This window comes from Parasphingorhabdus sp. (assembly GCF_039982415.1).
Taxonomy (GTDB): Bacteria; Pseudomonadota; Alphaproteobacteria; order Sphingomonadales; family Sphingomonadaceae; genus Parasphingorhabdus.
In genome coordinates, this window is record NZ_JBDWYL010000006.1 from 140,940 (window position 1) to 154,569 (window position 13,630).

Consider the following 13,630-nt stretch of genomic DNA (forward strand, 5'->3'; position numbering starts at 1 on the left):
CACGCGATTTCCAGCTTGCGGCAGAAAGACTGCTTCGCTTATGTTCGCAATTCTCAGATGGGATATGTTTTATTTGCCAAAACCCGATTTTTCTCAATGAAAGCCCTGATATGAATTTTTCGATCAAGACATGGACCCGGCTGGGCCTCACCCATATAATTATTGGCACTGCTCTAATTTCCTGCTCCCCCGGTCAAGACAGCGACGCTGATGGTGGCGTCGTCACGCAGTCCAGCATGATGGAGGAGGGTGAGAGCGGAGAAGCGGGCCATGATATGGCAACGCTGCCCTTGCCAAAACGTTTGGCGTTTATGTCAGGCCATGTCCAAGCCGGGCTCGCCCTCTATCGCGCCGGTGAAGCCGAAATGGCAGCGCCGCATTTGCTTCACCCCGTTTCGGAAACCCATGAAGCGGAACGCAAGGGGCTTGATGCACTGGGTTTCGACGCTGCACTTTTCGAGGGTGTTTCCGCAGCATTGGAAGAAGGCAGGCCGGCGTCAGAAGTAGAAGATCAACTTCAGAAAGCAGAAGCGAATATCGCCGCAGTCGCTGAAAAAGCCGGCGGCAATCCGGCCGATATTATTGCCTATTTGATGGATACGGTTATCGCGGAATATACTGTCGGTGTAAAAGAGGGCAAGGTGACTGATCCCGGCGAATATCAGGACGCATTTGGCTTCGCCGTTGTCGCGCTAGCCATGGCCGACAATCTCGATGCAAATTCTGCAGAAAAGACCAAACAAGAGCTCAACATTTTGATTGCTTTGTGGCCGGAAGCCCCTATCCCGCCCGAAGATCCAACGCCTGTCACCCAGATTTCAGCACAAGCATTACAAGTCCAATCAGCACTGCCCGGCAAGTGACCCGCCGTAAGAGAAAATGGCAATAACGCCAAAGCTTCTCGGACGTTTCCTGACTGATCACGCTGCTCATCGCTGTGATGACTGCTACGATCCGCTCACTGTTTTTTGTTTTGTGCAAATTCCGACATCAAGCCTTTGAATAAGCTGTAACAACAGACCAACAGCACCAAGGTGAATGGCAAACCGCTTGCAATAGTCCCGGCTTGCATAGCACCTAAGGCTCCGGCACCGCCGCCGATCAGCAATGCGGCCGCAACCAAGCCTTGCAATATCGCCCAAAATATCCGCTGCGCAACCGGTGCATCGGTTCTGCCGCCAGCGGTAATGGCATCAATAACCAGCGATCCCGAGTCCGAAGACGTCACGAAAAACACAATGAGCAGCAAAATTGCGAGCGATGATGCCAGATAAGGGAATGGCATATTTTCCAACATCTGAAACAAGACCAGTGGCGCTTCGGTTATACCTCCCGGCAACTGTCCAATTCCCGCTTTGACCTGTTCGATGGCGGTTACTCCAAAAGTGGTAAACCAGATAATCGCAACAATGACCGGGACAATGAGCACCACCGACAGAAATTCGCGGATGGTTCGCCCTTTTGATATGCGCGCGATGAACATGCCAACAAAGGGAGACCAACTCACCCACCAGGCCCAATAGAAAATCGTCCAACCATGATACCAACCCTTGTCTTCCCGGCTGGTCCAGTCACTCAAGGGAATGGCATATTCGGCATAGCTTAGCATGGCCGTACCGAAGCCAGTTAATATGGCCAAACTGGGACCGGCTATAAATACAAAGGCCAGCAAACAGGCCGCCAAAACCATATTGATGTTGCTGAGCAACTTAATGCCGCCATTCATTCCGCGCACAACCGACACAATGGCTAAGCCGGTAATCACAGCAATCAACAATAGCTGTGCCATCAAACTGGCTTCCACTCCAAAGAGAAAGGACAATCCGGTTGCGGCTTGCTGAGCGCCAAATCCCAAGGAGGTTGCCAATCCGAACAAAGTCGCAATGACCGCGAGAATATCGACAAAATGCCCCGGCCATCCCCAAATACGCTCTCCCAGGAGCGGATAAAAGGCGGATCTTATCGTCAATGGCAAGCCTTTGTTAAAGGCAAAAAAGGCCAAGGCGAGACCGATCACGGCATAAATGGCCCACGGCGTCAGACCCCAATGAAATACGGTTGCTCCCAAGGCAAGCCGCTGCGCTTCTGGCGTGCGCGGCTCAACATTTAGAGGTGTCCCGCCCCAATCGGTATAATAAGCCATGGGTTCCGCTGAACCATAGAATACCATGCCAATGCCAATGCCGGCTGAGAAAAGCATCGCAATCCATGACAAGGTTCCAAATTCGACCTTGGCCTCCGCCCCGCCCAACCGGATTTTGCCCAAGGGTGATGCCGCAATTGCAACACAGAAGAGTAAAACAATATTGCTGGAAATAACAAAAAACCAATCAAAATATTGCAAGGTCCAAGCTTTGGTTGCCTCCAAGCCGCTATTTGCGGACTCGGGAAATAACAGCGTCAATATGACAAAGGCTATGGTCAAAGCCGCACTGATAAAAAATACCGGATTATGCATTTCCAAGCCAAACGGATTGACGTTGTCTTGCCCGGCTTGATAGTCGGTTTGATATTCGGTTGCGCCAATATCGGCCGTCACATTAGCGGTCGCTGCGTCGGTTCGGCTCACTGTTGGGACTCCAATATTGTCTGGCCCAGCGCATCTTTCAAAGGTTGCAAATGGGCTTCATAATGGCGCCATAAATCGACGCTTGCTTTTGTAATGGGTTGACGCACCTGCTCTGAACTGGCCGTGCGTACGGCCCTTTTCGTTTTGTGAAATTCGATGCAAGCTTGTTCAAATGGCAGTCCAAGATAGTCCAACATGCGACGCACTTCAGTCTCCAGGTTGTCCAGTATATCTTCATGCTGCACTCTTAATACCGCATCTGGCAGAACCGCATCCCAGTGATCCATCAGTCGGACATAGTCCTTATAATAGCGGCCAATTTCGTGGAGCCCATAGGTAAACTCCTGTCCTTCGGCAAAAAGCTGCTTAAATCCTGAGAAACAGCAAGCCATAGGTTCGCGCCGCGCATCGATGATTTTGGCGTGCGGCAAGATCAGTTTGATCAGTCCGACATGCCGAAAATTATTGGGCATCTTGTCGATGAAAAAAGGCGCGTCTTGCCGGTGAATGCGGGTGCTATCGATAAATTCCTGCCCCATGGCGTGCAACTGATCGGCGTCTAGCGCGTCCAAATTGTCAGGATATAGGGATTGATTGCTCGCTTGTTTCTGGCGCCGTAAACGGTGCGCCAAGGACAGAATATTGGGCAATTCCAATGTGCCGTCAATTTGGCTGTGAGACGCCAATATCTGTTCCAGCAACGTAGATCCGGCACGGGGCAAGCCCAAAATGAAAATCGGATCGGGTGCTGCACATCCCCTGCCGGAATGCTTGGCAAATAGATCCGGCGTACAAGCGGTTATCTGATTATCGAGCTCAGCGGTCATCTGATCCGCATCATAGCGCGACTGCACGCGCTTCAACTCATTGCCGCGCTCATAATATTCAAAAGATTTGTCATATTCCTGCCGGTCTTCATAAGCTTTGCCTAAAGCAAAGCAGATATGAATCCGGTTCTGGTAGCTGAGCTGATTGCCGTTTTCCTGACTGTTCATCAACTGAAGCTCGTCGTCGCTGAAACGATAGGTCTTGAGATTGGCCAGTCCATAATAGGCATCACCATAGCTGGCATCGGACTGGAACGCTTTTTGATAAGATTGCACCGCTTCTTCTTGGCGACCAAAGGTTTTGAGGGCATGGCCTTTGGAGGTTAGCGTCACCGGGTCATCGGGAAGTTTTTGCAAAACAAGGTCGAATAATTGTAGCGCTTTTTCATAATCCCCGGTCTGCATTAACTCGATTGCATAAAGCGATTGGAAAACCGGGTTGTCCTGATCGCGCTGATATAACAGGTGGCTTTGTTCGAGAGCTTCGGCAAATTTCTGTCGTTTGCGCAGCGTTTGAATATAATCAATCCGAACTTGAATATTGTCGGGTTCAAATTCAATCGCACTTTCCAAGAGAAAATCAGCGTCTTCCAATATCCCTAAACGAACCCCAATATCAGCCAGCAATCGCATCGCTTCGACATGGTGTGGGTTGCTTTGCAAAAAATGCCGACAAGCATTCTCGGCTTTGACCAATTTTCCTTCATGCAACAAATTTGAAACGGCAATTAGTGGTTTGGGCATCGCGGCAATCCGGTGCTCTTGTCCGCGCATTTCCGCTGCGGCGTCACGGCGCCCCCAGCCTTCCAATATATCAGCTTGGGCTTTCCAACTGGCTTGCAAAGCCGGATTGCACTGGCAGGCTCGACGATAAGCTGACAAAGCGCTTTGCTCATCGCCAAGAGCTTTGAAAATATGACCTTCTTCTTGATAGGCCCTGCCAAAATCAGGTGACAGGCTTTTCAGGCGATCCACACTGGCCAATGCCGTTTTCATATCGCCGAGATACCGTTCACAGACCGCTTTTATATACAGCCCGTCGATATTGTCGGCGTCATCCTTCAATAGGCTTTGGGCAAGTCCCAGCGCCTCATCAAAACGCCCTGCATACATTTGCGCGCGCGCTTGCTTGAGCATTTCAGCAATTTCAGGACCCGGTTCAGACATTATTTCGTGGCTTTGTCCCCAATTCGTGACTTTGTCCGCAAGAAAGAGGCTGACCGTTCAGCCAGCCTCCTCTTTTAACATTATCCTCAATAGGTAAAGGAAAGCCGGGCGCCAACCGTAAGCGGGCGATTGACCGTGACCCGGGCCCGATCATTGACGAAGTTCCCACTAATTTCAGCACGCTCATCCGAGAGATTTTCTCCAAATATTTCGAACGACCAAGTGTCATTGGTAACGCCGGCTGTGAGACCAAATGTCGTCCAGCTGTCCAATGTTATCCGGTTAATCTCAATAATATCGGTCGCGGAAGAAGCCGAATGCGTGATTTGAGGCTGCACATGAGCGGTCCAATCACCGAAGGCATTCCACTCATAGCGCGCACGCAAATTACCTTGGAAGCTCGGCGCATAGGCCAAACTGCGCCCGGCAATCACATCGTTGGTTGGCGTGAGAACATCGGTAATCTCAGTGTCCAATATCGAAAATGCACTGCTAATCGTCAGACCATCGAGAGCATAAGGAGCAATGGTTATATCCGCCTCTATACCTTTAATCTCAGCATTGGCTGCGTTGTCCGAGAAAAACAAATTTGTGATCGACGGATCCAAAATAGTGGTTTGCAGATTTTGGATATCGACAAAAAAGGCATTCCCGTTAAATCGAACCTGATTGTCGAACAGTGATGTTTTCCAGCCAATTTCATAGTTGGTCACATCATCCGTATCCAACACAAACGGGACGTTAAACCCGTTGGGGCCTTGCGCACCGCCGGGGCGATTAAGCAGTCCCGGACGGAAGCCTTCGGAATAAGTTGCATAGAAGAGCAAGTCATCCGTTGGTTTCCAAGTGATGTTGGCTTTGAAGATAAAACCGTCCGTGGAGGCTGTGTCAGGTGCATTGAGTGCATTGAAGACTTGCTGCGCTTGCGCCGCACTCAGGCCAGCGGCTTGAATGTCGGCGACAGATTGACCCAAAGTAAAGGTCTGGCGCAAGGCGTCATTACAGCTGCCTATGAAGGTGAAACTGCCATCGCCATCATAAAGATCACTGATATTTGTTCCAAAGGCATTTTCGTCGACGCCGCTTGAGTTACAGAAGGATGAGTTCGCACTCCCTTCCAAATCGACCTCAACATCATAATAGCGCGCACCAAAGGTAAAGGACAATTGGTCCGTGACATCCAAGGTCGCTTCCCCAAATATGCCAAATTGTTTGTCAGTGCGGCGCACATCATTGCGGAAGATCACACCGGCCGGATAGGCACTATTATCTGAACTAAAGCCATTGGGTTGCGAGAAATTCGCTGGGAATGAACCACCGAAAAGATCAATTGCGGTGCTACCAGGATAGGTAAAATCATTCAGTTCGAGCAATTCCAAATCGCTATAAAAACCACCTGCGGTCAATCGGATTGGATAATCCTGTGGAGTGTTGAACCGCAATTCATGGGTCATCACTTCCGTTTCTGTTCGCGAATTGACAAACAGATTGGGCGCCTGACAGGTTCCCGTTGGTGCTCCGCCCGGATAGGAAACCGACCCATCACAAATATAATAAGGCAGATATTGGCCGACGAACAAATAGTCGGAATAGTCTACTCGCTGATTGGTTTCCCGTTTGGTGTAAGCGCCGGTGTAAACCAGTTCCAAAGCGCCGATCCGGCCTTCCAATGTCCAACTGGTATTGCTGAAGTCATCTTCAATTTCATCGCGTTCAAACCGCTGAATTTCGAGATCACCCAGCGTTGGGTCTTCAAAGAAAACGCCGTCTGAATCCAAACCCTGGCGCGCATGAGCAATGGTCAAATTCCAATCATTGGAAAACTCATATTTACCACTGACCCGGAAGCCCAGATATTGCGTGTCGTTGAAGTTATTCTCCACCAAGGCCGCATTGTCCGCGAGAATGAAATTCACTGCGGTCAGATCTGCGCCCGCTTGAAGGCCACCGCGATTGGCATTGACCACAACGCCGTTGTCGCGCACCGTTCCTGAAGGGCGGAAACGGGCGCTTTCAGCTGTGCTCAGCGTACCGGCAACATTGTCGATATAACCGCCCTTATTGTCATAATAACCAACCGCGCGAATAGCGAACCTGTCCGTGACGGGAATATTCACCATCGCTTCAATATTGTTACTGGGGTCACCATTTTTGGTGAACGACAAACCGGCTTTCGCTTTAGCCTGAAATTGCCCAATCACGGGTTTATTGGTGATCAAACGAACCGTACCCGCCTGCGAGCTCGCGCCAAACAAGGTTCCTTGAGGTCCGGAAAGCACTTCCACCCGTTCAAGGTCAGCCGCGTAAACGTCCAAATTTCGGCCTGGCTGCGAAACCGGCTGTTCATCAAGATAGAGAGCCACATTGGGTGCAAGACCAGCCACGCCAGCGGTGGTCAAATTGGGTGTGGTTGACGCCAGACCGCGAATATAAATTGTGCTTTGACCCGGTCCACCTCCGCCAGCGGTAACCCCTGGCAGCTGTTGCAGATAGTCATCAAAAACCGCAACGCCCAGTTGGTCCAGCGTTTCTTCGCCCAACGCTTGAACGGCGACTGCGACATCTTGCAGATCCGCGCTTCGCTTTGTCGCGGTAACGACAATTTCCTGTACGCCCTTTTTTTCTTCACTCTGTCCTGTTTCTTGAGCTTGTGCCGATGCACAGCCCATAGCTGCGATAACCGCAAGCGATGCGCCCGTTTTTAAATAATTCAAGTTAACCCTCGTGTGGTTTTTCGTTACTACTATAGGGAAAAACACGTCCGACCGGAATCATCCTATCGAACCCATTGCAAAGCCAAATTACTTGTCCCCTGCGAAATTGGCCTTCAATCAGTGGGCGTTCTATATCTATTATTTCACATTTGTGAACCGCAGGGATAAATTATTTCCACAAAATGTACCTTAAAGGACACAGAATTTCGTTTTTGGGAACAATGATTTACAATTGAGAACAGGGTTTCAATCGGAATTCCGGACGTTTTTGGTCCGCGTGGATGGCTTCAATAAGATCTCAAAATATAGGCCGGCCACATAGTGATCTCGCCATTTTCGCGGCAGTATTGGCTGGAGAGTCAAGTTATTATCAAATAACGACTTGCACTCCAATTGCTAGGATTGCGGCTACAATCAATCTTATGGCCACCTCCGAAAATCTCGTTGTTAGAGAGTCAGGAATATAGGTTCTATCCGCAACTATGGCCGATGCCGTTCATCGAAATGATCATCGTTTTGATCGAAATCGCCTGATCAAGTTTCGTTTGTTACGATAACCAAGCCTCTCATATTCTTAAACGCATATTTGAGACGGGAGGGCGTCCGCATGCAACAGGCAATCACCGCGACCGTGCTTAAGACAAGGTCCGCACTATGAATCTGACCAACATAGCCCTTAAATATCCAGCCGCCATTGCCGCTGCACTAGCGCTTGTCGCTTTAATTGGCATCGTTTCCGCGATTAATACGCCGATACAATTATTCCCCAATATCGAACGCCCGAGCCTGAGCGTGCAAGCCAACTGGCGGGCCGCCAGTCCCAAGGAAATCGAATCTGAAATCACGATTCCGATTGAAGATGAATTGCGTGGCTTACCTGGTCTAACCAGCGTGCAGTCCTGGTCAAATAATGGAAATGTCTGGCTCAACCTGGAATTTGCCCTGGGCACCAATATGGATAAGGCATTTGCGCAAGTTTCGAGCCGCGTCCAACGAGTACGGAACTGGCCATTGGATGCCGATCGTCCTTCGGTTGGCGGCGCCAACGGTGATCAAGGTGAATCCCTTATATATCTGTTCCTACAGGCTTTGCCGGATAGCAACCTTGATGCCGAAGCGCTGGCAACATTTGCACGCGATACAATCGCGCCTGAATTGGAATCGGTCGGGGGCGTCCAAGGCGTCAGCGTGGAAGCACCAACGGGCGAACGGATTTTGCGCATACGTTTTGATCCCTGGCGCTTAGCGCAGCTCAACCTTACGATCGAACAACTGTCCGCTGCCGTAGGCCGGTTCCAAGATGTGGGTGGCGGAACAGTAGATGTCGGACGGCGCGGCTATGCACTGCGCTTTGAAGGCAATTTTTCAGCTGAACAAATTGGTGATCTGACTGTGGCTCAGCGCGGATCGACGGTCATCCGCATGCGCGATGTGGCGGATATTAATGTCGGTCCTGACAAAGCTTTTGGCGTAACCTATCAAAACGGAAATCCCGCAATCGGGTTGCGTGTGGTTCGTCAACCGGGCAGCAATACGCTGGATGCGATTAACGGTGTGCTCTCAACGATAGAGACATTTAACGAGAACGAACTGAACAGCATGGGTGCGCGGATTGAGAAAAGCTTCGATCCATCTGTTTTTATAAAACGTGCTCTTTCCTTTCTGAGCGGTAATTTGTTGCTCGGTACATTGCTTGCCGTCGGATTGCTCTGGCTGTTTGTCCGGCGCTGGCGCGCTACATTGATTATTGCCGCTACCGTCCCCGTCTGTCTTTTGGCAACACTGGCTGTGATCGGCATGACTGGGCGCACCATCAATGTGATTTCGCTTGCTGGTCTGGCCTTTGCTACCGGAATGGTTCTTGATGCTGCTATTGTGGTGATGGAAAATTTCGTGCGCTTACGGAACCACGGCCGGACACCAGGAGAAGCCGCTTTCGAGGCAGTTTCGCAAGTATGGCCCGCATTATTCGCATCCACGGCCACCACCGTGGCGATATTCATTCCGATCATGTTTATAGAAGATGTCGAAGGCCAGCTATTTGCTGATCTGGCTTTGACAATTGCCATTTCTGTTGTCGCCAGTCTGATCGTTGCGGTCACCTTGTTACCCGCTGCCGCTCGCCATTATGGGGAGGTAGACATGGATGACAATGAACGCCGTTGGCATGGCTATGCTGATCGAATTTTTTCTTTAATCGACAGCAAAAAGAAGCGAAATATTTGGATCCCTTCGCTGATATTGGCACCTCTAGTGATCTCCTATTTCCTGTGGCCACAGACGGATTATCTGCCCGACGTTAAACGAGACGCAGTTGATGCATGGGTCGGGCTACCTTCCGGAGCAACGCTGGAATCAGCGCGAACCGAAATTGCGGAAGAAGTGGTCGAACGCCTTGACCCCTATTTGAAGGGAGAAAAACAGCCAGAGCTGTTAAACTATTATCTGTTCGTCAATCCATGGGGCTTGAACACCGGCATTCGGATTAAAGATCAGTCCCGCATCGATGAAATGACGGGCCTTGTGAACAGTGAAATTCTAGCCGGTTTTCCGGATGTACAGGCCTTTGCCCAACAAGGCAGTTTATTTGGGAATTTCGGCGGTAACGGGTCAATTGAGCTTTATCTACAGTCTGAAAATGATGAAGATCTACGCGAAGCCGCCTTGGTGGCTACCGACGCTATTCAAGCCGCCTTGCCGGGTGGTATGGTCCGCCCCAATCCGGATCCCAATGTCGTTGTTCCAGAATTGCGTCTAACCCCCAATGATCGCCGCATAGCCGAATTGGGGATGACCCGTGACCAGATTGGCCGCGCTGTTCGGGCGTTGGGAGATGGCCTCTATTTAGGCGAATATGTTTCTGATGGCGAGCGGATGCGGGTAATCATGCGCGGTTCCGAAGCCGCTGATCCGGAGGCGATTGAAAGTGCCCCGCTGGTGACTCCAAATGCCGGGACAATCCCGTTGGGCGAAGTCGCTACCTTGCTCCGCGGGGTAGGCCCAACACAAATCAGCCACGTGGATGGCCGCAAAACCGTGACATTGAACATTAGTGCTCCTCCCGGCATGGCCCTGGGCGAGGCGTTGGAAAAAATTCAAACGGATGCAGAGCCAGCGATCAGAGACGCACTGCAGTCGACTGGCACTTTGCGCTATGGCGGTGATGCTGATGCCTTGATCAAGGCGATTAAGTCACTGAGCACCAATTTCATCTTGGCTGCGGCATTGCTGTTTGTGATCATGGCATCGGTCTTTCGTTCTGCCAGAGACGCCGCATTGGTGATCATCGCTCTTCCTCTCGCGACAGTCGGCGGCGTCATAGCGATCCAGATACTCAATATGTTCAATCCTACTCCGCTCGATCTATTGGGAATGATTGGATTTGTGATTTTACTCGGCATCGTGGTGAACAATGCCATCTTGCTCATGTCACAAGCGCGGGACAGTGAACGCGAAGGTATGGACCGGACCGAAGCCGCTCGCACAGCATTGCGCCTTCGTCTTCGTCCAATTTTGATGACCACCGGCACCTCTGTAATGGGCATGCTGCCTTTGGCGCTGGTTCCTGGTCCGGGCAGCGCTATCTACCGGGGACTGGCTGTGATTATTGTCGGGGGCGTTCTGGTTTCAACAATTTTCACCTTAGTCTTATTGCCCGCCCTTATTCAATTGGGCACGGCCAAAAAAAATAAACCAATGCCGCCAGACTATCACGAACCATCCCCTAAACCTCCCGCGCCTCAACCCGATTTTGGCAGTGGACCTATGCCGGAGCCTGCAGAATGAGCTTTGCCCTACCCCCTGTATTTCGTGAAAATTTGCGCTGGTTCTTGGTTGGTGGCGGTCTGCTGATCATCGTCTTGGCCTATTTTCTGTTTTTCACTTCCGATGCCGCAGAAGGCCAAGCCAGCTCCGGGCAAGATGGTCCGCCTCCCGCAATTGTGACATTGGCCAAAATCGAAAAACTGGCACTCACACCAAATTTCACCGCGCCAGGCGATATTGTAGCCAATCGCGATTCCATTGTTGCGGCAGAAGTCGCTGGACGGATTAAATCAACCCTGAACATCGGGGCGCGAGTGCGCCGCGGCACAGTCATCGCGGTCATCGATGATCGCACAGCGCGATTGGCGCGAGATCAAGCGCGAGCGGAAGTAGCGCGCCTACAATCGGATCTAACCTATCAAGATCGGTTGGTTGGCCGATTGCAGCAATTGCTGAAAGAAGAAGCGGAATCCGAAGCCTCATTGGACGAAGCGATCTCAGCGCGTGATCAAACCCGTGCGCGTTTGGCCGCCGCTAAAGTCGCCATGGAAACGGCTGAAGTCGATCTTGGACGCACGCGGATCAGAGCGCCGTTTGCCGGTCAATTGGTGGAACGCCGAATTGAAGTGGGCGAATATGCAACGCCGGGAAGAGAAATCGGCCGAATTGTCGGAAGACAAGGGTCAGAAGCCCGCGTCCGTGTACCGATTGCCGTGGCAGGATCTCTATCGAACGGACAAGAAGTCACCATTTTGGCAGACGGAGAACGACGGTCTTCGCGCGTACGAACCGTTATAGAAACCGGCGATGAAGTGAGCCGGACGGTAGAAGTCCGCGCACCGATGGGAAGTCATAATCTGAAGATGGGTAGCGCAATATCAATCACTGTGCCCACCGGCGTAGAACGCGATGTTAAGACCGCGCCGCGAGATGCGCTGGTGCTGCGCGATAGCGGTATCTTCGTCTATGTTATCCATCCCAAGGACAAGACAGCTAAGCGAGTAGACGTAGAGGTAGGCGAGCCGGCTGGCGACAGGGTTGCGATTTCCGGTCAAATCGCAGTCGGTGACATGATTGTTGTTCGGGGCGGTGAACGGCTGCGAGACGGTCAAAACGTGACTTGGGAAGACAATAAAAAGTCTGATAACAAATCTCAGCAATCAGCAGGATGATCGCTATGCATGCGCGTGTAACTCCCTTCATCATGTTGGCGCTGTTGTCGGGTTGCGCTGTGCGCGGAGCTCCCGAATTGGACCGTTCAATCATACCCATCGCCCCCGATGGCTGGTCTGCGCGGCCTGACTTAGAACCGATCACAGCCAGTAATGCCCAACCCGCAAGGGAAAGCATGGGCTGGATCGACAGCTTTAAAGACGAAGAATTGGACAGCGCGGTGCGTGAGGCCTTTGCCAATAATCGCAATCTGCAATCGGTATTGGCCCAATTACAAGCATCGCGAGCGGCCATGCGCGTGGCGCGCGCTGATCTGTTTCCCTCGGTTGATTTGTCGGGTCGCGCTACAGATACTGAAAATACTGAAACGATTTTTGATGGCACGTTGGAAGCCAGTTGGGAAGTTGATATTTGGGGACGCAACCTTGCTTTGGCGCGGGCTGGAAATGCCGATAGGCGCGCCGCTGCAGCAGAATTTGCGGCCGCACGGCAGGCGCTAGCCGCTGCTGTAGCTCAAGCCTGGTTTGATCGCAGTGCAGCACGGATTTCAATGGATCTTGCCACCAGTGATCTCGAACGCCGCAAAGACACGCTACGCATTACCGATGCACGCTTTCGCGCTGGACTTGCCTCTCGCCTTGATGTCCGATTGGCGCAAGTGGCTGTGTCCAACAGCGAAGACCGTCTAGAAACCGCGCTGCGCACGGCCAAAAACGCAGCGCGGGCACTGGAAATTCTGATTGGACGCTACCCTTCTGGCGAGGCCGCGGGAGCCCGCGAACTCAACATGGCGCAACCACTTCCCAATGTGACCGCGCCGGTTTCTGTCCTGGCCGGACGGCCTGACCTCATCGCCGCAGAAGCCCGTGTGGATGCCGCTGGTTTACGGGCTAAAGATGCCCGGCATGCGATGTTTCCGCAATTGAGCCTCAGCTTTGAAGCCACAACCCGGAGCGGAAATTTTGGTGATCTTTTTGATCCATCAACTTATATTAACGCACTGTCGGCCGGGTTGCTGCAACCCTTGTTCCGAGGCGGGGCGCTGCTCGCAGAGGCAGATCGCCAGGGCGCTCTCGCCAAGTCCACTTTATTTGATTATGCCCAAGCGACGTTGACAGCCTTCCAGGAAGTGGAAGATCGGCTTGACGCCGAAGCCATTGTCGCCCGGCAAGTGGCGTCCGCTGCTACAGCCGCTGAAGAAGCACGAGCCGCCGTCAATTTAACGCGAAGCCGATACATAAATGGTCGCTCGACAATATTTGATCTTATCGAAGCGCAAACGACAGCGATCGCGTCGGAAACACGGGCAATTGAAACCCGCCGCGCCCAAATAGAGAACCGAATCAATCTTCATCTTGCATTGGGCGATGAACCGTTACCCAATATTCGTGGATTGTAATCTGGATCCGGTTAGC

7 protein-coding genes are annotated in these 13,630 nt (G+C 51.7%); 4 read left to right on the forward strand and 3 right to left on the reverse strand.

Annotation, left to right across the window (positions count from 1 at the left end; all coding sequences use genetic code 11):
* Nucleotides 1-110 precede the first annotated feature (110 nt).
* Nucleotides 111-863 carry a hypothetical protein gene (locus ABJU74_RS06420; RefSeq protein ID WP_348383873.1) on the forward strand — a complete coding sequence of 251 codons (753 nt, stop codon included), beginning with the start codon at nucleotides 111-113 and terminating at the stop codon, nucleotides 861-863.
* 95 nt (nucleotides 864-958) lie between these two features.
* Here ABJU74_RS06420 and ABJU74_RS06425 read toward each other — a convergent pair whose 3' ends face one another.
* The 3 genes from ABJU74_RS06425 to ABJU74_RS06435 form a co-directional block, all read right to left on the reverse strand.
* Nucleotides 959-2,569 carry a BCCT family transporter gene (locus tag ABJU74_RS06425; RefSeq protein WP_348383872.1) on the reverse strand — a complete coding sequence of 537 codons (1,611 nt, stop codon included), beginning with the start codon at nucleotides 2,567-2,569 and terminating at the stop codon, nucleotides 959-961.
* A complete protein-coding gene (locus ABJU74_RS06430) occupies nucleotides 2,566-4,563 on the reverse strand; it encodes a sulfotransferase (RefSeq protein ID WP_348383871.1) in 1,998 nt (665 codons plus the stop codon). Before ABJU74_RS06430 ends, ABJU74_RS06425 begins: the two co-directional genes overlap by 4 nt.
* Before the next feature lie 86 nt (nucleotides 4,564-4,649).
* Nucleotides 4,650-7,277, reverse strand: a complete 2,628-nt coding sequence (locus ABJU74_RS06435) for a TonB-dependent receptor (RefSeq protein WP_348383870.1) — start codon at nucleotides 7,275-7,277, stop codon at nucleotides 4,650-4,652.
* Between the two features lie 654 nt (nucleotides 7,278-7,931).
* Between ABJU74_RS06435 and ABJU74_RS06440 the strand changes: the two genes are divergently transcribed.
* Genes ABJU74_RS06440 through ABJU74_RS06450 form a run of 3 tightly spaced genes read left to right on the forward strand, consistent with a single transcriptional unit; the run spans nucleotide 7,932 to nucleotide 13,614 of the window.
* The gene (locus tag ABJU74_RS06440) at nucleotides 7,932-11,063 is read left to right on the forward strand and encodes an efflux RND transporter permease subunit (protein WP_348383869.1); all 3,132 of its coding nucleotides are present in this window, start codon (nucleotides 7,932-7,934) and stop codon (nucleotides 11,061-11,063) included.
* Nucleotides 11,060-12,214, forward strand: coding sequence for an efflux RND transporter periplasmic adaptor subunit (locus ABJU74_RS06445; RefSeq protein WP_348383868.1), 1,155 nt, complete (start codon nucleotides 11,060-11,062; stop codon nucleotides 12,212-12,214). The genes ABJU74_RS06440 and ABJU74_RS06445 overlap by 4 nt, the downstream gene beginning before the upstream one ends.
* Before the next feature lie 5 nt (nucleotides 12,215-12,219).
* Nucleotides 12,220-13,614, forward strand: coding sequence for an efflux transporter outer membrane subunit (locus ABJU74_RS06450; protein WP_348383867.1), 1,395 nt, complete (start codon nucleotides 12,220-12,222; stop codon nucleotides 13,612-13,614).
* Nucleotides 13,615-13,630: the final 16 nt, after the last annotated feature.

Coding starts and splice junctions, on each gene's coding strand:
- ABJU74_RS06420 (WP_348383873.1), top strand. CDS start 111: ATGAATTTTTCGATCAAGACATGGACCCGGCTGGGCCTCACCCATATA.
- ABJU74_RS06430 (WP_348383871.1), bottom strand. CDS start 4,563: ATGTCTGAACCGGGTCCTGAAATTGCTGAAATGCTCAAGCAAGCGCGC.
- ABJU74_RS06440 (WP_348383869.1), top strand. CDS start 7,932: ATGAATCTGACCAACATAGCCCTTAAATATCCAGCCGCCATTGCCGCT.
- ABJU74_RS06445 (WP_348383868.1), top strand. CDS start 11,060: ATGAGCTTTGCCCTACCCCCTGTATTTCGTGAAAATTTGCGCTGGTTC.
- ABJU74_RS06450 (WP_348383867.1), top strand. CDS start 12,220: ATGCATGCGCGTGTAACTCCCTTCATCATGTTGGCGCTGTTGTCGGGT.